The organism is Parasedimentitalea maritima (assembly GCF_005771405.1).
Taxonomy (GTDB): Bacteria; Pseudomonadota; Alphaproteobacteria; order Rhodobacterales; family Rhodobacteraceae; genus Parasedimentitalea; species Parasedimentitalea maritima.
This window is the reverse complement of record NZ_VAUA01000006.1, coordinates 21,251-41,432: the sequence shown is the minus strand read 5'-3', so window position 1 is coordinate 41,432 and position 20,182 is coordinate 21,251. Positions and strand designations below refer to the sequence as shown.

Below are 20,182 nucleotides of genomic sequence, written 5' to 3'. Positions count from 1 at the left end.
ACATGGCTGATCACGACGACCCGTTTGCGGAACCGAATGACACCGATAAAACGGTCATCCGACCCAATCCCGGGGGTCGTAGAACTGCGACGCCACAACCTTCGCCAATGACGCCGGAAGCACCGGCACCAGTTGCAGGCGGCGATGCCTTTGGTGTGCCTCAGGCTACTCCGACCCAGCCTGCAGCGGCTTCGCCGACATCCGGCAAAACATCGCAGATGGCCCTGACAGGGATGAACCAACTGACGGCCTGTGCATCAACGTTGTTTGCTTTGATCAGCCGCATTCGCAACCGCGCCCAGCACATGGACCCGGATAAACTCCGCCAAAGTGTAGTGGCTGAGGTGCGCGGGTTTGAAAACCGTGCCCTTCAGGCCGGGATCACCGCGCAGACGGTTAAAATTGCCCGCTATGCGATGTGCGCAACGCTGGATGATGTGGTGCTAAATACCCCATGGGGAGGCCAGTCCAGCTGGGGTTTGCAGTCGATGGTTGGCACTTTTCACCGCGAAACCGTTGGCGGTGACCGTTTTTATGACTTGTTGGCACGGTTGGAGAAAGAGCCGGGCAGCAATATCGATATGTTGGAATTCCTCTATATGTGCATGTCGCTGGGATTTGAGGGCCGACTGCGGGTTGAACAAGGCGGGCCGGAAAAACACATGCAAATCCGGGGGGCATTGGCGCGGATCATTCGGGCACAACGCGGGCCAGTTGAACGCGATCTTGCACCACATTGGGAAGGCCTGAAAAGACCGTTTAAAGCCTTGTCGGCGTGGCGATTGGTCTGGATTGCATTGACCGTGACCATAATGTTGCTGGGGATGCAGTTTGTTGGTTTGTCCTGGGCCCTGTCGAACCAGACAGAGCGGGTGATTGGTCAGCTGTCCATTGTAGATTCCGGGCCGGTAGCCGAATTGGAACGGCGCGCTCCACCCCCACCTCCGCCGCCACCTCCACCCACCGTTGAGGACCAAATTGCTAAGGTGTCTGGATTTCTGGAACCGGAAATTAGCGAAGGTATTGTCGAAGTTTTCCAAAAGGGGAACACGTTGATCATCCGGGTGGCCGGGTCTGGAATGTTTGGGTCGGGATCGGACAAACTCGCTGCCGATTTTGTGCCTCGGATAGACCGTCTGGCGCTGGCTCTGAATGAAGAAAAAGGCAAACTGATTGTGGTTGGTCATTCGGACAATGTACCAATCCGGTCGTCCCGCTTTCCGTCGAATATGCACCTGTCGCTTGCGCGCGCTAAATCGGTGATGGCGGGTATGGCGGCGGTTCTGACTGATCCAAGCCGTCTGTCCGCAGAGGGCCGCGCTGACAAAGAACAGCTGGAAGATAATGGTACCCGCGAGGGTCGCGCCCGCAATCGGCGTATCGAAATACTGCTGGTGCAGGAGAGTGACCAATGATCCGCCGTTATATCGTACCGCTGTTCAAATCGATCTATTCGTTGTTACTGATTTTTGCAGCGGTTCTGTCTGCCTGTGTCTGGTACTTTGCCCCGCTAATTGGTGGCGAAACATGGCGTCCATTTGACAGTGTGACTTCGCGCATTGTCACGATATCTTTGATCTGGGTGTTCTTCCTTTTATTGATCATCCTAATTTTCTGGCGCCGTCGTCGCAAAGACCGCGAGATGACCGATGAAATTGCTGAGTCTGTGGACACTAGCGAAGATGACGTGCTGGCCGAGGAAATCGGCGAGCTGCGCGGCAAGTTCAAACTGGCGATGGTTGAGCTGCGCAAATCCAAAAATGGCAGACGACACCTGAATGATTTGCCCTGGTATGTGATGATCGGCCCACCAGGTGCAGGCAAGACCACGGCTATTGTCAATTCCGGGTTGCAGTTTCCGCTGGCCGAAAAATTGGGCAAAGCAGCCATTGGCGGGGTAGGTGGCACGCGAAACTGCGATTGGTGGTTCACCAACGATGCAGTCTTGATCGATACCGCTGGCCGGTACACCACCCAGGAAAGCGACGCTGAGGCGGATAATGCAGCCTGGATTGGTTTTCTGGGCTTGCTCAAAAAGTACCGCAAGCGGCAGCCGATCAATGGGGCGATAATAGCGATTTCACTGTCGGACCTATCACTACAGGACGAGATTACCCAAAAGGGGCATGCGCAGGCGGTAAGGCGGCGATTGTCTGAACTGCGAGAAAAGCTGGGCGTGCGGTTCCCGGTCTATGTGTTGTTCACTAAGGCTGATCTGATTGCTGGGTTCAGCGAATTTCACGACATATTGGGCAAAGAAGACCGTGAACAGGTGTGGGGATTCACTCTGCCCTTGCCTAAGGGCAAGAAAGACGAGCCTCCAATTGCCCGATTCGACGAAGAATTTGCGTTGTTGCTAGGGCAACTCAATGCGCAGCTGCTGGAAAAAATGCAGGTCGAGACAGATCATCAACGCCGGGCGCTGGTGGCTGGCTTCCCAGCTCAGGTCGCCTCCGTTCGGACCGTAGCCCGGGATTTCTTGAACGAGGTGTTTCAGGATAATCGCTATGATCAAAGACAGATGTTGCGCGGGATTTATTTTGCCTCGGGTACGCAAGAAGGCACGCCGATCGACCGGTTGATGCTGGGCATGGCGCAGACCTTTGGCATTGGTCGTCAGGCGATTGGGACAGGGCAGGGCACCGGGCGGTCGTTCTTTTTGACCCGATTATTCGAAGGTGTGATGTTCCCCGAGGCGGGGCTAGTGTCCGCAGATGACAAAGTTGAACGCCGCTATCGCTGGACACGGAGGATTGCAATCACTGCAACGATTCTGGTTGCGTTGGCTACGGGTAGCTTGTGGGTGAACTCTTTTCTCGAAAATGCAGAGTTGATTGAGGAAGCCGAAGACCAGGTAGAGGCCTACCAAGCCGCCGCAGCAACGCTGCCACCCAGCCCAGTAGGGGATACAGATCTGGTTCCGGTGGCTGCAGCGCTGAATTTGTTGCGGGATCTGCCTGCCAACCCAGTTTTGTCTGACCCCAAACCAGAACGCGAAATGACCTATGGGCTGTATCAGGGCGAAGTGGTTGGTACTCAGGCAGCGCAGACTTACCGTGCTGCCTTGAACCAACGACTACTGCCAAGGTTACTGGTGCGCCTTGAGGAGCAGATTACAGGCAACATCAACAACCCTGATCTGTTGTATGAGGCACTGAAAATCTATTTGATGCTGGGCCTGCAGGGCCCCATGAATCAGGACCTGGTTAAGGAATGGATGCGGCTCGACTGGGAACTGGTGGCGTATCCGGGCATTGCGCGTGCGCAGCTCCGCAACGATTTAATGGATCATATGACCGCGCTCTTGACGCAGCCGATGGAGGAAGTGGCACTGAACGGGCCGCTGATTGCGCAGGTTCAGGGACTGTTGTCCGAGCTGCCGCTGGCACAGCGTGTTTACAACGGCATCATCAATTCCAACACTGCAACCAGCCTGCCAAAATGGCGTCTAACCGAAGTTGGTGGGCCTTCTGTCAAGCGCGTGCTGGTGCGGAGCTCGGGCAAGCCCTTGAACGAAGGTATTGAGGGAATTTTCACTTATGACGGCTTCCACGATGTCTTCCTGCCAGAAGCTGTCAGTGTTGCTGAACGGGTACAACGCGAAGCCTGGGTGCTGGGACAACGTAGCGAGGAGGAGCAGAGCAACGCTGCGTTACTGGCACTGAGCAGAGACGTGTTGGATCTGTATTACAACGATTACATCACTCGCTATGACACACTCTTGGGAGATGTGGATATCATCCCTCTTGAATCCCTTAGTCATGCGGTTGAGGTTACCAATGTGTTGTCTGGACCAACGTCACCAATCACCAACATTCTGACCGAGGTGTCCAAAGAAACTAGCCTCGCTACGGAACGCGCGACGCTGGATACTTCGGCGCTGTCCGGTGGGGCCTCACAGGTTGCCGCAATTGAAGCACGGTCAAATCTGTCCATTCAGGGTCAAATTCTGCTGGAAGCATTGGTGAAATCCACAGGCGATACTGGGGGCGTTCCTCCAAAACCGCCCGGATCCTATGTTCAAGAGCGGTTCCAATGGCTGCACAATCTGGTGCAACGCCCAGAAGGACAGCCTTCGCAGTTGGATGACCTGATGGTGACGCTGCAACTGGTCTATCAAGAGCTGAACAAAATGTCGTTTAGTGGTGTCGCCACTGGTGGTGAGGCGCTGTTGCAGTTTCAGCAATCCGCTTCTCGGGTCGACGGTCCCGTGCAACGCTGGGCCTCGCAGATTTCTACAGGGTCGTCGGGTATCACATCAGAGGGCACCCGCGCGTCGATCAATGCGCGATGGCAGGCCTCTGTTCTACCGTTCTGCACGCAAGCGTTGGACAATCGTTATCCGTTCAACAGACGGGCGAGGGCAGATGTGGCAATGGCAGATTTTGCCAAGCTGTTTTCACCCGGTGGGCTGATCGATGGGTTTTTCAATGAAAACCTGGCGAAATACGTGGATACTCGAACTCGTCCCTGGACTTGGAAGCGGGTCAACGACGTTGATCTGGGGATCAGCCCCGCAGTGTTGGTTCAGATGCAATATGCGGCTGAAATTCGCGACGCCTTTTTTGCTACAGGGCCAACGCCTGCTGTGCAATTTCAGATCACGCCCAAAGCACTGGACCCCAAAGCCAAAGAGGTTTTACTGGAAATTGATGGGTCAAAGGTTGCCTATGGGCATCGCTCGGGTGCGCCGACTCCGGTTGCCGTGACTTGGCCGGGGGCTGTTGGCTTGGCGCGGATTACGCTGTCTCCCAAGAAACGTGACAATGAAAACACCATGTCACGGGATGGACCCTGGGCCTGGTTCCGCCTTTTGGATGCAGCCGAGGTGCGGCGCACCAATGTATCTGACCGTCGCCGGGTCAATTTCCGCGTAGGAGGTCGGCTGGCGTTGTTCGAGCTACAGTCGGGATCAGTCATCAATCCCTTTGCGCTACCAGCGATGGCAAAATTCAACTGCCCCAAGTCGATGTGATGGCCATGGGGTTTGGAGCTTTTGGTAAGATGCCATCAGTTGGCGACTTTTTCCGGATTGCGCCGGCGCCTGGATTTGTGCGGGTTTGGGATGATTGGTTGCAAGGCGTGCTTTTGGCCGGGCAGGGTTCTCATGGGCCGTACTGGGATGGCTACTATATGTCGGCCCCAATTTGGCGGTTTACTTTGTCACCCGGTTTGGCGGGGGTAGAAAAAGTGATTGGCGTGCTGATGCCGTCGGTTGATCGGGTTGGGCGGCGATTTCCGCTGACGTTGATGGCTGCCTTACCCACACCAGGGCCGGCCGCATTGGCACACTTGGCTGAATCTGCACTTTTTGAAAGGTTGGAAGATCTGGCACTGGCAGCACTGGAGGACAGTATGACACGTGATAAACTGGCCAGCGATCTGGCCGAAATACCTATTCCCGCACCGCGCGTGCATCCACCTTTGCGTGGGGCCGAGGGCTGTATGGTCATGACGGGAGCAGACAGTACGGCGGCGTTACCCAGCCTTTTGGCTGGGGATTTGTTGGGGCAAAAGTTCAGCGGTGCCAGTCTTTGGACAACCATTTTGGACGGCGTCCCGCGCTTGATGATTAGTCAGGGATTGCCTCGCGGAAACGCCGCGATGGGGCTGTTCGATCTGGCGGCGCCAATCTGGAGCGAGGCACGACCGCTATGAGCCAATCGCACAACTATCGCTACACAGTGCAGACACATGTGGGGCTGAAGCGTAAAGTAAACGAAGACGCCGTTCTGGCGCTTCCGGATCACAACATATGGTTGGTTGCAGATGGCATGGGGGGGCATCAGGCTGGCGACTTTGCCAGTCAGGCGGTGGCCGATGCAGTGGCAATGATTCCGCTGGGGCTAGATCCCGCCGCGCGTATGCATGCCCTGCGTGATGCTATTTGTGGGGCTCATCGGTTAATCCGAGCCGAAGCTGAAGCGCGCGGTTCTGGAGTGATTGGAGCGACGGTTGTAGCACTGATGATGGCAAATGGGCATTTCGTCGGGCTTTGGGCCGGTGACAGTCGCATTTATCGGTTGCGAAATGGCCTCATTGAAATGCTGACTACGGATCATTCATCTGTGGCCGAATATGTACTGGCCGGTAGAATGACCTGGGACGAAGCCGAACAGCATCCGCAATCCAACGCAATAACCCGCGCAGTGGGCGTTGGTGATGAACTGGAATTGGACAAAATCCGCGGTCAAGCTCAATCTGGAGATCGGTTTCTGATCTGTTCGGATGGGTTAACCAAATATGCTACATTTGCTATGTTGCAGGATATTCTTGGTACGACCCCAATTGAAACCGTGGTTGAGAGGCTGGTGCAGGTCGCTCTAGCGGGCGGTGGTGCTGACAATATTTCGGCCATTGTCGTGGATGTGTTGTAACACGATAATTTCAAACACGTTCCGCGTCAGGGACGGGCCGTAATCAGCAACTTGCTATCCAGCGACAAAATGCGACCTGCATCCGTTTCGAAACTGGTTTGCAAGGCTTCAGCAAAACCCACTGCGCTCTCGGATGTTGGGCGCATACCGTCGAACAGTGGCAATGACGAGTGCAGAACTAGGATTTTGCTTTTGCCAAGTGAACTGTCATCGACTCTAAACGCAATACCGCCTCCAGTGGACGACGCATCCAAGCCAAATGCCACCCGAACTCGAACTTCGCCGTCACGTCCATTGCGCAATGTCTCGATAGAGCTGTCAGGGCGCGATATATTTGGCAACAAATGAAACACGTTACCCGAAACATCAAGGATAGACACTGTTAGGAAGCCAGAGGTCATCTCAGGCGGCAACACCACATCAATCACCGGGTTTTCACCAACAAAAAACCGTCCCGAAGGGTTTGGCTCGTTGCGATCGCCGACGGTAAAGGCCACCGTTGCGGCGCCAGATGGGGCCTTGGGCAAATGTTGCTCGATCAGGCAAAGGGTTGGGTTCAAAACCTCAAGATCCAACACCACTTTACGTTCTCCAGCCAGGGCACGCAGGGCGTCAAACAGATTAACCCGTGTGGCGGTCTCGGCTACTTGGCCGGCAATGGTGATTGAATCGTTGGGGCCATATCCTTCGACCGAACCGCTCAGCGGGGCTTGCAACAAACCGCAATCCGATTGGGTCTGCAAAATGGAGCGGACATCGTCCACAGGTAGAATTGGCAACACAAAAGAGATGTCAGCTTTGCCTTCCAGAGCCCCGGGCAGTCCCGATCTAAAAACAGCATTTAGTCGAGCCAATAAGTCGGCATCATTAGTTGTGCCGGTCAGTCTGGCCTTATTGTTGGAAACCACAAAACGCCATTCTTCTAGTTCTTCCAGCGGCTGTAAGCTTGCAATCACGTCCTGCCCCCAGCTGTCGGCAATCTCACCAGAGGCCAGAGATACCTCTTCACTGTCAGCCAGTTTGCTCAGTGCCTCGCGGGTGTTCTCGGACGGCATATATCCAACAGCCTGCGCGGCGTTTTCCGGAAGTTTTTCCACGATCAGTGTATAGGGGTCTGCTGAGGGATATGGCGATGGAAGGAAATCATCAAACAGGCCAGAGAAATAGCCGCCAGCGGCGGAGACTATTAGAACTGCCGCCAGACCAACCGCGATTTTTGGCCCGCGAGAGGGTTGTTTGGGTGCAGGGGCAGAGGGTTTGATAGCGGGCTTTTCTGTGGGAAAAGCAATCACTGTTGCCTCGTCTGGTGTCTCCTCGACAGGAGTTTCCATGTCTATGGGCGCTTCGGATTGGGGTTCATCAAGATAGGCCAAAACGGCACTTGCACTTGCCAGACGCTGATCTGCATCGGGGGCACACATTCGATCAATCAACCCCTTAAGGGGTTGCGGAACGCCTGAAGTGTCCAGAGGTTTCTGTTTATTTTCAACCACCTCCATCGGGTTGGACCCCAGATTGGGAGCCGCTCCGCGAAAATTGGCCAGCAATAATGCCCCTAAAGAATAGATATCCGCACGGGCGTCAGTGTTGCCGCTCATCTGTTCTGGAGCAGCATAAGAGTATTTGCCGGCAAATTCATTGCCAACGATGGTTTGGGCGCCGGGGTTAGTGTCTTTGGCGATACCAAAATCAATAATCACTGCTTGCGAGGGATCCCCGCCACGCAGGATGATATTATCCGGACTGAGGTCTCGGTGAACAATGTTGCGGGAGTGTGCTGCCTGTAACCCTTCGGCTACCCGGCGACAGACAATAAGCAAATCCTCGGCCAACATAGGGCCTTGCTTTAGTTTCCTATCCAAGCCCGGACCATCAATGAAGTCCATCAACAGATAGATGTGACCATCCGGGGTTCGGTGGTTTTCAGAATACCTGACAACTGCATCATGGCGGATCTCGCGAATATTCTCTTCGCGGGCCATCAGCACAGTGAAGTCTTCGTTGCCGGCCAATTCCTGTTTTAGAACCTTCAGCGCTACCAGATTTCCTGATATCTCCGAACGTGCCTTGTAGACATCTGATGTCCCACCGCGGCCCAAAAGGGCTTCGATGCGATAGGTATTGTTCAACAAGTCACCAGGCTGAAACAAGTCACCGGGGCGAGAATCCATCATGACGCCCTCCCCGGCGTATAAATAGCGTCAGTAACGCGCGAGAGCCTAGCCAAGAGCTTGGAATTCAACCCGACGATTGATGTCGCCACGTGGGTCGGCATCATCAAATGGAGCCGTTTCACCCATGCCAATTGCGTTGAGCATATTCTCATCTACCCCGCAGGACGAAATTAGATGACGCCGCACTTCTTGTGCCCGCAACAACGAAAGTCGTTCATTATAAGAGGTTGAACCTGAGCTGTCTGTATGGCCAATGATTTGAAACACTGTACCTTCCAGAAGTTGCATGGATTTGCACATATTGACCAATTTTGGTTGTTGATCGGGGCGCAAGGCAGCGCTGTCAAAATCAAAAGAGATCTGCACGTTGATCTGGGATTGCCGATCAACCGGTTCATAGTCTTCTGAGGCAGCGGCGGCGACAGTTGCCGTTTCCTCCGTATTGGCCTCAGTGACGCCAGCGTCTGTCGTTGCTGGTACGATGATCAGCCCACGGGTTTTTTGCTTTTTGAAGGCGGCAGTGATTTCTTCGACTGAAAGTTCACTCGCAGTTTGAGCCAGGGCGATAGGAGCGGATCCAAGGCCGGCTATTAGTAAACTAGAAAATAAGACGTTGAGACGGACCACAACACATCTCCCACTAAAAAAGTTACAATCATCAGCTTATACCACCACCGGGACCCTGCCAATGCCTTTGACGAGGTAGTTGCAATTTCCAAAGGCAAGGTTTTTTTCCGTATTCTCACGAAAGGCTTTACTCGCAACGCTGAAACGGGCTGAATTGGCAATATTAAGTGTGAGGACCCTATGCGCGTTTTACCTGCAATTATTATTGCCGTTGCCCTGATGTTATTGCCTGGCATCTGGTTTGCCTTGAAATGGGCATTGTCTGAAGAAGGGTTTGAAGGAGCGGCGGTCGATTCTACCGCTCGGATTGAAATAGAAATGCTGCGCCAGCAAATCGAAGATTTGCAGGGGCGTCTATCTGAGTTGAAAAGTGAGGTGGCTCGGTTGCCTATTGGTGGCGGCGGTGGGGCACCAGCCACAGCAGATGAGGATGGTGAACGCGCAATCTGGGACCAGACCGAAGGTGCCGATCTGGATTATGCACAGGTGGTGCTGATTGCCGACCGATTGAACGTCAATCACGGATTACGTGTCGCGGGGGGGTCTTACTTGTCTGAAAAATTGGGCCGTCCGCGCCCAGATTTGAATGACAACTGTCAGCCCATGACCAACCCTGAACTGAAGGAAAAGCTGGTCACAACCCAGGTTGGGCCCATTCGCGTTAGTATGCTGCAACCTGCAATCACCAGCCTGCAAGTGGTGTTTGAAAATATCCGCTCAGCTGACCCCGACTTGTATAGCCGCATCAACACTGCTGGCGCGCTTTGCGTGCGTCGTATTCGTGGCACACAAAATTCGCTATCGACGCACAGTTATGGACTTGCAGTTGATCTTAATATTGACGGGCAATTGGACAATTTTACAGATGGTAAAACGCAACTGGGCCTGACCATCATCGCCGATTTTTTCAACGATGAAGGCTGGGTTTGGGGCGCTGGTTTCCGGCGTGAAGATAGCATGCATTTTGAAATCAGTCGCCGCCAATTGGATCAATGGCTGGCAGAAGGAAAGCTTTAGCACGGTTCAGCTGGAGCGTAACAGAACTTTGTTAGACCCTAGCGCCGCAGCAATTTGTTGATATTGCACCGCGCGTCGTGCTGACGTTTCAGCCGCACGCAATAGTTGGGTTTCGGCCTCAGCCAGCACTGCGACTGCTTGTGATAGCGCTTGGCGTTGCCGGGTAGGGGATACAGCAGCCAACGGCCGTGTTGAACGCTGGCTTCCATCTGCTGTTTGCATTCGGGCCCTGGATTGGTCTTGGTCTAAATTGTCCTGCGTAATTTGTTCCAGTTGCGACGCGGTCTCCCTGAGAATGCGCCGCGCTTCGCCAAATCCACCCAAAGAGTGCATCTCCTTTTCTAGCGCTTCCAAGCGCTCTGCGAGACAATCGATTGCATAGACATCGGCCCCCTTACATAGTGCTGAAATATCAGCCAGTTGTGCTACCACCTGACTTGCATCGCGTAGCCCAGGAACATCGTCATCATGCGCCTCATTGTCGGGACCTTTGTCACCATATTCACTGGTCTCCTGAGAAGGACCCTCCGTTTGCGTCCATCCGGCTTGAGGCAAAAACACCGTCACTAGAAGTGACAAAAGCAAGAGACGTAGCAATGCCATTTGGTTCATCCAATATGTTACCAAGCAATAGTTATTCTTCAATTCCATAGGCCCGGCGAATACCACGCTGTGTGCCAGGGCCAAAGTCACCATCAATGGCACCCTGATAGAAACTGTTATCTTTTAGCCTGGCCTGCAATGCACGTCGGGTTTGGTCCGTAAACATTGTGGGCCGTTCGCTTAGCAAGGTAAGCACATCCGAGCTTCCTGTGCGAAGCGCTTGATAAAGATAATACGCCGAATCGTCTGGGCCTTTGTCCGCAATCAGCCCATCATCAATCAACGCGGCGAAATTGAACTGAGCCTGCGGGTGGCGTAGATCTGCAGCGCGTTCGAAAAATTCTAGCGCTTTCTGTGGATTAGCAGGCAGACCTAACCCACCCTGATAGTGCAGAAAACCAAGATCGTTGATCGCGTCAGCAAAGTCTTGTTCAGCAGCAGTCTGATACAGTTTCAGAGCACGAGTATGATCCTCGTTCACCCCTGTTCCGCGTTCGTATAGCTTGGCCAATTCAAACTGAGCTTCCGGGGAGCCGGCATCAGCGGCACGTTGTAAGAATGATACCGCAGCTTTCGGATCAAATCGTCCTTCATTGGGGTTCAAGCGAATATAGGCCAAGCCTAACATCGAACGGGTGTCGCCCAAATCCGCTAGCGCCAGCAACTGATCCTCTTGATCGGGACGCAAGGCGGCCCAAGCATCAATCGCAGCGGACGAAGCCACATCAACCTGACCTTCAGCCGCACCGGCCAGATAGAAAGGGACCCCGGTCAGTGACCCATAGGTATGTGGCTCTTGTAGGTTGCCTGTTTGGTTTAGAACTTGATCACGGACCTGCCGAAACATCAGGCTGATTTCTAGGCCTGGCTGAGCCATTTTGTCCATAAGAGCAAGGGCATAAGGGCTGTTGACGCCGGTTCCATCAAGCGCGACCTGCCCATCACGTGCGGCAAAAGCCACCAGTGTTCCGCGCTCAGGATCTGCTGCTGCCATCCCACCACCGGTCCCGCGGGTGCCATCGACACTTGTGGTATCAATTGCGCCGCCATCCAATGCGATGTCATCGCCAAGCGGGTTGTTACGGCAACTGTCCAGAATAACGATGCGCATTTTTCTGGCGCGATCCACGGCCCCTAACAAGCGCTTCAGGGACATCGATTGTCGCTGCACGTCGAGGTTACTTTGCACTGCTGCATCCACTGGGATGAGGAAGTTTTCACCCTGGACCTCGATTCCGTGGCCCGCAAAATAGATCAGCGCCAGATCGGCAACTTCTGAACGGAAGGCAAAATCATCCAGTAGCTGATCAATCTCAGCCACTCCTGCGTCAACGGACAGGGTAACATCAAACCCGATACTGCTAAGCATCGCGGCCATGGCAGTTGCATCATTTTTGGTATTCTCTAACGAAGGTAGAGTTTGATATTCAGACATGCCCATTACAAGGGCAATGCGGCGCGTGTCTGCCTGGCTTAGGGCCGGGGCAAGTGCCAAAAACAATATTCCGAAAATCCGCAAAAACGCAGTCATATCCTGAACCCAACAAACCAGCTACCAATGTGGAGCAGTCTATCGTGTCAAGTCTACAAAGAGAAAGGAAAATTGCTGCCGGGCAGGTCACATTTTATTTGATGCAGTCAACCAAACGACAAAAGCCGCACCGCCCCAGACAGGGCGACGCGACTTTGGTTCTTCATTTATCCACTATCAGGCAGTGTTCATATCAATAGGGCCGCGCAGTCGGTCGCGCAGCTTTTGTAGAGTGACCTGTTCAGAAGCGAGTACCAGATCCGGTCGGCCGGTGTCTTCGTTTTGCACTTGTACGCGCTGGAAAAACCCAGCCAAACCCGCCAGCGTTTGCGCCACCAAATCAAAATCCTGCAACGCCTGTCGATCCTTGCTTGTCGGTCCGGAGTCGCTTTCGAGAATGCTGAACACCGCGTCTTCAAGGCCCTGTACCTGGGCTTGAAGCTGCGTCATCTCACGGGCGGACACCGCGCAAAGATTGGTCAGAGAGTTGCCATTCTGATCCATGATTACAGACGCCCTACAACTTGTTCGATAGCCTGCTTCATTGTGGCCACCGTAAACGGTTTACGGATGATGTTATTCATCGCAAGGCGACGGCCAACTTCAACCACTTCTGGTGTCGGTTTGCCGGTAACCAAAATAAACCCGGTTCGCTGTGTTACCCGGTTTTCTCGCATATGTTTCAGCAATCCCAGACCGTCCATGCCAGGCATGTTGTAATCCGACAGAACCAGATGCACCGGATTGGTCGTGATCTTCTGAAAGGCTGATTGCCCGTTGTTTTCGACCATATAGTTTTTAATGCCAAGTTCATCCAGACACTGTGTCAGGATTCCACGACTGGTGGACATGTCATCAACAACCATAACGCGCAGCGAGTCTTTGAGGCTCATTTTTAAGTTCCTTGTAGTTCTGTCTTTGCCGAAAATTTAAGTGCTTAGGCCGGCAGAAGAGTTGATGTAGGTTGTAATCCCGGACGTTTGCAGGTGCGTTGCTGCGGGACCGGACATGCGTTCCGAATGACCAATAAACAGGTAGCCACCCGGATTGAGCGATTTCTGAAACGCCGACCAGACATGTTGTTGAGTCGGTGTGTCAAAATAGATCGCCACATTGCGGCAGAAGATGGCGTCGAACTTCCCCTTAAAGGGGAACGGTTCGATTAGGTTCAACACCCCAAAGCTGACCAGCGAGAGGATCTCATCGGGCAATTGATCGCCTGCGCCTTTGGCCCGATATTTCGCAGGGATTTGCGCCAGCTCATCAGCGGGATATTGCGCCGCCTGAGCGGTGCGAACCACCACCGGGTCAATGTCGGTGCCTAGGATCTTTATATCCAGACGTGCCGCGTCGGGGCACAACTGGTTAAGAACCATAGCCATCGTATAGGGTTCTTGCCCGTTCGAACAACCCGCCGACCACAACCGTACCCGTCCGCCACTTCGCGCCTTTTCGATCAGTGGTGGCAGCACGTCTTCGCGAAGAGTTTCAAAGTGATGCGGTTCGCGAAAGAACTGCGTAACATTGGTGGTCAGCAGTGAGAGAAGTTCACTGCGTTCTCCTTCACCACCTGGAGTGTCCAGGTTGCTTAGGTAGCTCTTAAAGTCACGCACATTTAGCCGATTCAAACGGCGTGATAAACGCGATGAGACCAAGGGTTTCTTACTGCTCGACAGAGCCAGCCCGAAATTCTTATGGGCAAACTTGGCGACAGCTTCGAAATCCTGATCCGACAGAATGAACTGACCCGCGCTGGGTTCAATCGAATGGGCTATGGTCACTGGGCCACCTGTTCTGGTGATGAGATCACCGCATCAAGATTGATGATCCGTACCATTTCATCATTCTGCGAGATGATACCCTGGATGAAATCCATGGTGTTGCGGCTATCCACCTGCGGGGTTTCCTGAATGTCATCAGGGTCAATCGAAATGATTTCGGACACTGATTCCGCCAGAAGGCCAACCGGCTTGTCATGCACAGAGACCACGATCACCACGTTGCGTTCGCTGGCATCCGTCTGTTCCAGTCCAAAGCGAGCGGACAGATCGTAAATAGGAATCACCGCTCCTCGCAGGTTCATCACGCCCAGCACATCTGCTGGGGCATGGGGCAGGACTGTCACAGGCTGCCAACGCCGGATCTCGCGGATCTGGGTTATTTTCAGGCAGAATGCTTGACCTGCCACTGTGAAACTGACGAATTCACTGTGGTCAACATGTTTGGCTTCAGCTTGCAATTGCATTGCTCATCCTCCGGTCGGTGTCAAAGACGGCTGCCGAGGACGACGCCGTTACGATGCTTTCAGGATCCAGGATCATGGCGATTTTGCCATCTCCCAGAATGGTTGCGGCGGAAACGCCAGGAACATTGCCACAGACGCCATCCAGACTTTTGATCACCACTTGGCGCTGATCATGAATGTCGTCCACTGCAAGGGCACACCGATCACCGTTTTCGGTTTCTACCAAAAGGTAGACACCTGCCGGCTCATTGGTTGTGTCTCTGCGCAGTCCCAGACTGCTTGCAACGTCACAAATCGGCACAAAGCTACCGCGAATGGATAACAAAGTGCCATCGGCGCCCAGGTTGTTGATCATGTCATCGTTGCCACGCATGGTTTCAACAATGGCGGTAATTGGTACCACCATGGTATGCCCTGCAACGGAAACAACCATGCCGTCCATAACCGCAAGTGTCAGCGGCAGGATAATCGAAAAGGTCGATCCCCGGCCTGGAGTTGAGGCAATATTGACCCGTCCCCCCAGTTTGGTCACCGCATTTTTAACAACGTCCATGCCAACGCCTCGACCCGAAAGGTTCGAGATTTCAGAGGCCGTGGAAAACCCAGGCAAGAACAAGAGATTATCGATCTCATTGTCGTTTAGCTCAGCGTTTTCAGGAATCAGCCCTTTGTCGATCGCAATCTGCCGGATTTTCTTGCGGTTAAGACCCGCACCGTCATCCTTAACTTCGATACAGACCGAGCCCGAACGATGAGCCGCCGTCAGCCGAATTTCGCCGGCCTTCTCTTTACCTGTAGCTGCCCGATCTTCGGGGGTTTCAATCCCATGATCAACTGCATTGCGCAGAATATGTGTCAGAGGATCAGCCAGTCGTTCGATGACAGTCTTATCAACCTCAGTGGCTTCGCCCACCGTGACCAACTTGGCAGATTTTCCTGTGGCAGCGGAGGCCTCGCGAACGATACGGGCCATGCGCTGAAACAAAGGTTTCACTGGTTGGGCTCGGATTGCCATAACACCTTCTTGGATGTCACGGGCTAAGGTCTTAAAACCTTCCAGTTCAGTCTCTACATCGCGGGTATCGCTGGCATCTAGATTGGCAATTTGCTGCGCCAACATAGAATGGTTGATGATCAGCTCACCTACCGCGTTGATCAGTTTGTCCACGCGGTCCAATTCTACCCGTAATGTTGGCTTTGGACCCGCAGACTTGGCTTTTGCGGCATCCTTTTTTGCAACAGGCGTATTTTCACTGGCTGGATCTGATTTTACTTCCGGCACCTCAACAGTCTCAACTTCCGCTAGTGCGGGCGCTTCGACTGGTTCAGGTGCCGGTTGCTCTAAAGGGACATCCACCACGTTTTCCTCTTCTGCTGAGCCAACACCAAAGGCTGCGTTCAGAGCAGCCAAAGCGTCAACTTCGGCTTCGGCATCGCCGTCAGTTGTTATTGACAACTCACAGAGGCCTTCGACGAACTCAAAGACGGCTTCGATAGAGGACCGTGGTTTCGTAGTTGTTAGGGACAGTTCCCATGACAGATAGTTTTCACCATCTTCCATGGCGTCGAACCCAGGCAGCTCATTTTCGTCCAGTGAAACTGAAAGCTCACCTAAATCAGACAGTGCCTGAAACAAGAAGTAGGGCTCGTTGCCCGTGGCATACATTTCTTTGAGCGGATGAAAGCGGATGTCATAGGTGACCTCTTCTTCCACCGCGTCCAACAGAGGGAGGGCAGCAGGCTCAAACGCCGCGCCTACGCCCATGGGCTCAAATACCAATTCCTCTTCGTCTTCGTCTATGTACTCCGCCAGTGCTTTGATCAGCACATCATGATGTGCTGAATCAACCTGACCGCCGTCACGCGCGCAGGTCACCAGATCTGACAGATGATCACTGGCGCGGAACAGCAGCTGAATCAGTTTTTCATCCAGCTCCAGTTTGTTTGAACGAACGTCGTCAAACACGGTTTCAAAATTATGTGCAAAGGCCACCAGTTCATCAAGGCCAAACGCACCAGCGCCGCCCTTGATTGAGTGTACTGCACGAAACACCGCATTGACGGTCTCAGCGTCCTGGTCGCCCTCTTCGATGGCAGCCAGACCCGCATCCATTGCTTCGAGGAGTTCTTCGCACTCCTCAAAGAATGTATCCATGATCGAACCAGTCATTTTATGCGGCCGCCCCTGTAACTCGCTTAAGTGCAAAGATTAGCGACTCATCATCAAATGGTTTGGTGATCCAGCCGGTGGCACCAGCGGCACGAGCACGGGCCTTCATGTCGGCGGCACTCTCGGTGGTCAGCACCAGGATAGGTACCTTTGAATTGATACCGTCGCCACGCAGCTCTTCCAGCACTCCGAACCCATCCAGGTTGGGCATGTTGATATCGGTAATCACAACGTCCGGATCAATGTCCGAATACTTGTCTACACCTTCGCGGCCATCAACCGCGCTAAAGTATTCAAATCCAGCCTCTTCGAGACAGGCCGCTAGCAAATTCCGGATTGTACGGGAATCATCTATCGCCAGAACTTTGGTTTTCATGCTGTGTCCTCATCTTCAAATCGGTTGGTTTCCAATCCCAGTAGGGACAGGGCCCGGCGGCAGCCGTCGTTGATATTGGTGACCGAAAAGCCTAGGCCTTCGGATCGCCATTGTTGTTCGGCTCCAAGCAACACCTGGAGACAACGCGACGGCATCATTGCCACCTTGTTGCAATCAATCTCGATCGGTTGGGAACGTGCCCCATTTAGAAATGAGATCAATGGTGTCAGCTCGGCAAATGCATTTGGCAAATCCAAAACATGCGTTTGTGGTTCTGTCGTCATATTGAGCGATTCGCACCCCCGTTGTTGGTGACGTGTTGGACTTCGATGCAAAATACATATGCGGCGTGCCTTAATAATTGATTGCCGAGATCCACCTGTTTTCAAAAAACAACCGCCCTAGAAAGCAGACAGTTTTCCCTGCATTTTATAAGAATTATTGCGGCAATATCGAAAGGAGGTTTGGCGCTGGTCAAAGTGTACTCAGGCGGCAAAGAGAATGTACTTTATACTATAGGGCCTGAATTCACCCACCCTAGCTTAAGCATTTCAGTAAGGCAGTGACGCCAATGAAAGCCAGAATTCGACTGGCTAAATTTCAAAATATGAAAAAACATGTCGTTTGTAAGGTTCAAATTAACTCTCAATGGGAGATCAAGGGTGTCAGTTCCAACACGGCGAACCAGGCCGCGTTTCCTTAGGAGGGCATAATGAAACTACTTAGATCTCTGCAGTTGGCGCATAAATTGCCAGTATTCGTCGTTAGCTTCGGTCTTCTTGTGACTGTCATTCTTGTTACGCTCAGTACTGTGAGCTTCAAAAACAACACGATTGCCAGTGCTGAAGAGCATTTCAAGTCTTTAGTCGCTGATCGTGACAGAGCGCTAAAAACTTTTTTCGCTAGCGTAGATTCCGACATCATGACCATGGCTGCCTCACCGTCGACGGCTACAGCAATTGAACGGTTTTCGATGAGCTGGAATGGCATTGACGGCGATCCGGGCGAAACCCTGCGTCAGGCCTATGTCAGCGGAAATCCAAACCCATTGGGTCAAAAGCACTTGCTGGACCGGGCAGAAGGTAAATCTTCGTATCACATGCACCACGAAGGGTTTCACCCAGGGTTTCGCACTCTGATGGAAACCAAGGGTTACTATGATGTCTTTTTGATGAACATGGACGGTGACATTATCTATTCAGTGTTCAAAGAGGCCGACTATGGCACCAGCCTGATGACCGGGCCCTACAAAGATTCTGGATTGGGCGTAGTTTTCCGCGCTGCCAAAAATGGCGCTTCAGGCGAGGTGCATTTTTCTGATCTTGAGGGTTACGCCCCCAGCAACGGTGATGCCGCTGCTTTTGTCTCTATGACGATTGCAAATGAAATCGGTGAAACCGTCGGCGTTCTGGCATTCCAACTACCTGTGCAATTGTTGACCAACATCACAAACAGCACAGAAGGCTTGGGTGAAACTGTTCAGATCTATCTGGTCGCTGAAGATTTGCGCGCCCGGACCACGTCCCGCTTTGAAGAGAGTTTTCAGGTTCTCGATGAAATGGCGCCTAGTGAGCAGATCCAATCTGCCATCGATGGAAATACGGAATTTTTCCATGAGGCAGTAGGTCTTGAGGGTCAGCACGTCATTGCATTCTCTAGCAGCGTCGATTTCCATGAGGGTCACTGGGCCTTGGTTGCCGAGCAGGATTGGGCTGAGATCTTGGCTCCGGTCATAGCCGAGCGGAACACTCTGTTGATGGCTTCGGTAATCTTAGGTGCTGTCATGTCCTTGCTAGGGTGGTTGTTTGCCCGCAGTATCACGCGACCGATTGCAAAAATCTGTGAAAACATGGACGAAGTGGCCGCAGGCAATCTAGATGGTGAAGTTGCATCGGCAAGCCGAGGGGACGAACTGGGTCAAATCGGCAAGACTCTGGTTAGCCTGAGGGACGATTTAAAGCGTGCCCGAAGTGCTGAGGAAGACCGCGCCGAACAGCAACGCGAGCAAAACGAGGTAGTCGAACAGCTGAGCCATGGGTTGGTGGATCTGTCTAAAGGTGACTTCTCAAAGCCACTGAATAAGGCATTCCCAGCCGACTACGAACAGCTGCGCAGTGACTTCAACCGGACCCTGACAACGCTCAGCTCAACAATCATCGAGGTGATCAACTCTGCTGACAGCATTCGCAACGGCGCGGGTGAGATCAGCCAGGCGTCGGATGATCTGTCTCAGCGGACTGAAAGTCAGGCGGCAACGCTGGAACAGACAGCCGCGGCACTGGAGGAGATGACCACCAGCGTCAAATCCGCGTCAGAAGGGGCCCGCAGCGTTGAAGGGATCGTCAACGAGGCTAAATCCGAAGCAGAAGCCAGTGGAACAGTGGTGCAAAACGCGGTGTCAGCGATGACTGAAATTGAGGACTCGGCCCGCCATATCAGCCAGATCATCAGCGTCATTGATGATATTGCCTTCCAGACCAATCTGCTGGCGCTAAACGCTGGGGTCGAGGCGGCCCGGGCGGGCGAAGCTGGCCGTGGGTTTGCCGTGGTGGCTTCCGAAGTGCGCGCCCTGGCGCAGCGCTCCTCGGATGCCGCGATGGAGATCAAGACACTGATCGGCGACAGCTCGAAACAGGTCGAACAGGGTGTTGATCTGGTTGGCAAAGCCGGCACAGCGCTGAACAGCATTGTGGAGCGGGTGAGCCATATTTCGCAACTGGTGTCCGAAATGGCAGTTGGCACATCTGAACAGTCCACAGGTCTGGGTGAGATTAACCTCGGCGTGACACAGCTGGACCAGGTGACCCAACAAAACGCTGCCATGGTGGAAGAGGCCACCGCCGCCAGTCACCTGCTGAATACCGATGCCAACAAACTGGCCAAACTGGTGTCGCACTTTAACATCGACGGCAACCAGCAAGCGCCTGCAGAGGACAGCGTCGTCGAGTTCAACGCGCCATCGGCACATGGCTCGGATTGGGACATGGAGCCCGAAACGCAGCCCCTTGCCGCAGCTGCCAATGGTGACCTTGGATCCTCCAAGGTTTGGCAGGACTTTTAAT

At 53.4% G+C, this 20,182-nt stretch carries 17 protein-coding genes; 6 read left to right on the top strand and 11 right to left on the bottom strand.

Annotated features, from left to right (window positions below; all coding sequences use genetic code 11):
• Window positions 1-2 precede the first annotated feature (2 nt).
• The 4 genes from icmH to FEE96_RS12675 are packed head-to-tail and all read left to right on the top strand — an operon-like array spanning window position 3 to window position 6,377.
• Entirely contained in the window at window positions 3-1,415 is a 1,413-nt protein-coding gene (gene icmH, locus FEE96_RS12690) for a type IVB secretion system protein IcmH/DotU (RefSeq protein WP_138163465.1), read from the top strand.
• Window positions 1,412-4,975, top strand: coding sequence for a type VI secretion system membrane subunit TssM (gene tssM, locus FEE96_RS12685; RefSeq protein ID WP_138163464.1), 3,564 nt, complete (start codon window positions 1,412-1,414; stop codon window positions 4,973-4,975). Before icmH ends, tssM begins: the two co-directional genes overlap by 4 nt.
• A 5-nt stretch (window positions 4,976-4,980) precedes the next feature.
• Window positions 4,981-5,658 (top strand): type VI secretion system-associated protein TagF, encoded by a 678-nt coding sequence (tagF, locus tag FEE96_RS12680; protein ID WP_245227171.1) that lies wholly within the window; start codon window positions 4,981-4,983, stop codon window positions 5,656-5,658.
• On the top strand, window positions 5,655-6,377 hold the full coding sequence (locus FEE96_RS12675) for a PP2C family protein-serine/threonine phosphatase (RefSeq protein WP_138163462.1): 723 nt from the start codon (window positions 5,655-5,657) through the stop codon (window positions 6,375-6,377). The genes tagF and FEE96_RS12675 overlap by 4 nt, the downstream gene beginning before the upstream one ends.
• A gap of 26 nt (window positions 6,378-6,403) precedes the next feature.
• On the opposite strand, the gene FEE96_RS12670 is transcribed toward FEE96_RS12675, so the two are convergent.
• Together FEE96_RS12670 and FEE96_RS12665 are read right to left on the bottom strand one after the other, a co-directional pair.
• Window positions 6,404-8,551 carry a serine/threonine-protein kinase gene (locus FEE96_RS12670; protein WP_138163461.1) on the bottom strand — a complete coding sequence of 716 codons (2,148 nt, stop codon included), beginning with the start codon at window positions 8,549-8,551 and terminating at the stop codon, window positions 6,404-6,406.
• A 45-nt stretch (window positions 8,552-8,596) separates the two neighbouring features.
• Window positions 8,597-9,178 (bottom strand): OmpA family protein, encoded by a 582-nt coding sequence (locus tag FEE96_RS12665; RefSeq protein ID WP_138163460.1) that lies wholly within the window; start codon window positions 9,176-9,178, stop codon window positions 8,597-8,599.
• 180 nt (window positions 9,179-9,358) lie between these two features.
• On the opposite strand from FEE96_RS12665, the gene FEE96_RS12660 reads away from it, so the two are divergent.
• The gene (locus tag FEE96_RS12660) at window positions 9,359-10,195 is read left to right on the top strand and encodes a M15 family metallopeptidase (RefSeq protein WP_138163459.1); all 837 of its coding nucleotides are present in this window, start codon (window positions 9,359-9,361) and stop codon (window positions 10,193-10,195) included.
• A gap of 6 nt (window positions 10,196-10,201) precedes the next feature.
• Here FEE96_RS12660 and FEE96_RS12655 read toward each other — a convergent pair whose 3' ends face one another.
• The 9 genes from FEE96_RS12655 to FEE96_RS12615 form a co-directional block, all read right to left on the bottom strand.
• Window positions 10,202-10,798: a hypothetical protein gene (locus FEE96_RS12655; protein WP_138163458.1), complete on the bottom strand. Its 597-nt coding sequence runs from the start codon at window positions 10,796-10,798 to the stop codon at window positions 10,202-10,204.
• Window positions 10,799-10,829: 31 nt separating this feature from the next.
• Window positions 10,830-12,329: a caspase family protein gene (locus FEE96_RS12650; RefSeq protein WP_138163457.1), complete on the bottom strand. Its 1,500-nt coding sequence runs from the start codon at window positions 12,327-12,329 to the stop codon at window positions 10,830-10,832.
• A 177-nt stretch (window positions 12,330-12,506) separates the two neighbouring features.
• Window positions 12,507-12,833 (bottom strand): hypothetical protein, encoded by a 327-nt coding sequence (locus FEE96_RS12645; protein ID WP_138163456.1) that lies wholly within the window; start codon window positions 12,831-12,833, stop codon window positions 12,507-12,509.
• A 2-nt stretch (window positions 12,834-12,835) separates the two neighbouring features.
• Window positions 12,836-13,222 (bottom strand): response regulator, encoded by a 387-nt coding sequence (locus tag FEE96_RS12640; protein WP_138163455.1) that lies wholly within the window; start codon window positions 13,220-13,222, stop codon window positions 12,836-12,838.
• Window positions 13,223-13,258: 36 nt separating this feature from the next.
• Window positions 13,259-14,110, bottom strand: coding sequence for a CheR family methyltransferase (locus tag FEE96_RS12635; protein ID WP_138163454.1), 852 nt, complete (start codon window positions 14,108-14,110; stop codon window positions 13,259-13,261).
• Window positions 14,107-14,574: a chemotaxis protein CheW gene (locus FEE96_RS12630; protein WP_138163453.1), complete on the bottom strand. Its 468-nt coding sequence runs from the start codon at window positions 14,572-14,574 to the stop codon at window positions 14,107-14,109. The genes FEE96_RS12635 and FEE96_RS12630 overlap by 4 nt, the downstream gene beginning before the upstream one ends.
• Window positions 14,558-16,744, bottom strand: coding sequence for a chemotaxis protein CheA (locus FEE96_RS12625; protein WP_138163452.1), 2,187 nt, complete (start codon window positions 16,742-16,744; stop codon window positions 14,558-14,560). The genes FEE96_RS12630 and FEE96_RS12625 overlap by 17 nt, the downstream gene beginning before the upstream one ends.
• Window position 16,745: 1 nt before the next feature.
• Complete coding sequence (locus tag FEE96_RS12620; protein WP_138163451.1) at window positions 16,746-17,120, bottom strand: response regulator; 375 nt, start codon at window positions 17,118-17,120, stop codon at window positions 16,746-16,748.
• Entirely contained in the window at window positions 17,117-17,404 is a 288-nt protein-coding gene (locus tag FEE96_RS12615) for an STAS domain-containing protein (RefSeq protein WP_138163450.1), read from the bottom strand. The genes FEE96_RS12620 and FEE96_RS12615 overlap by 4 nt, the downstream gene beginning before the upstream one ends.
• A 428-nt stretch (window positions 17,405-17,832) precedes the next feature.
• On the opposite strand from FEE96_RS12615, the gene FEE96_RS12610 reads away from it, so the two are divergent.
• Window positions 17,833-20,181, top strand: a complete 2,349-nt coding sequence (locus FEE96_RS12610; protein WP_138163449.1) for a methyl-accepting chemotaxis protein — start codon at window positions 17,833-17,835, stop codon at window positions 20,179-20,181.
• Window position 20,182 lies beyond the last annotated feature (1 nt).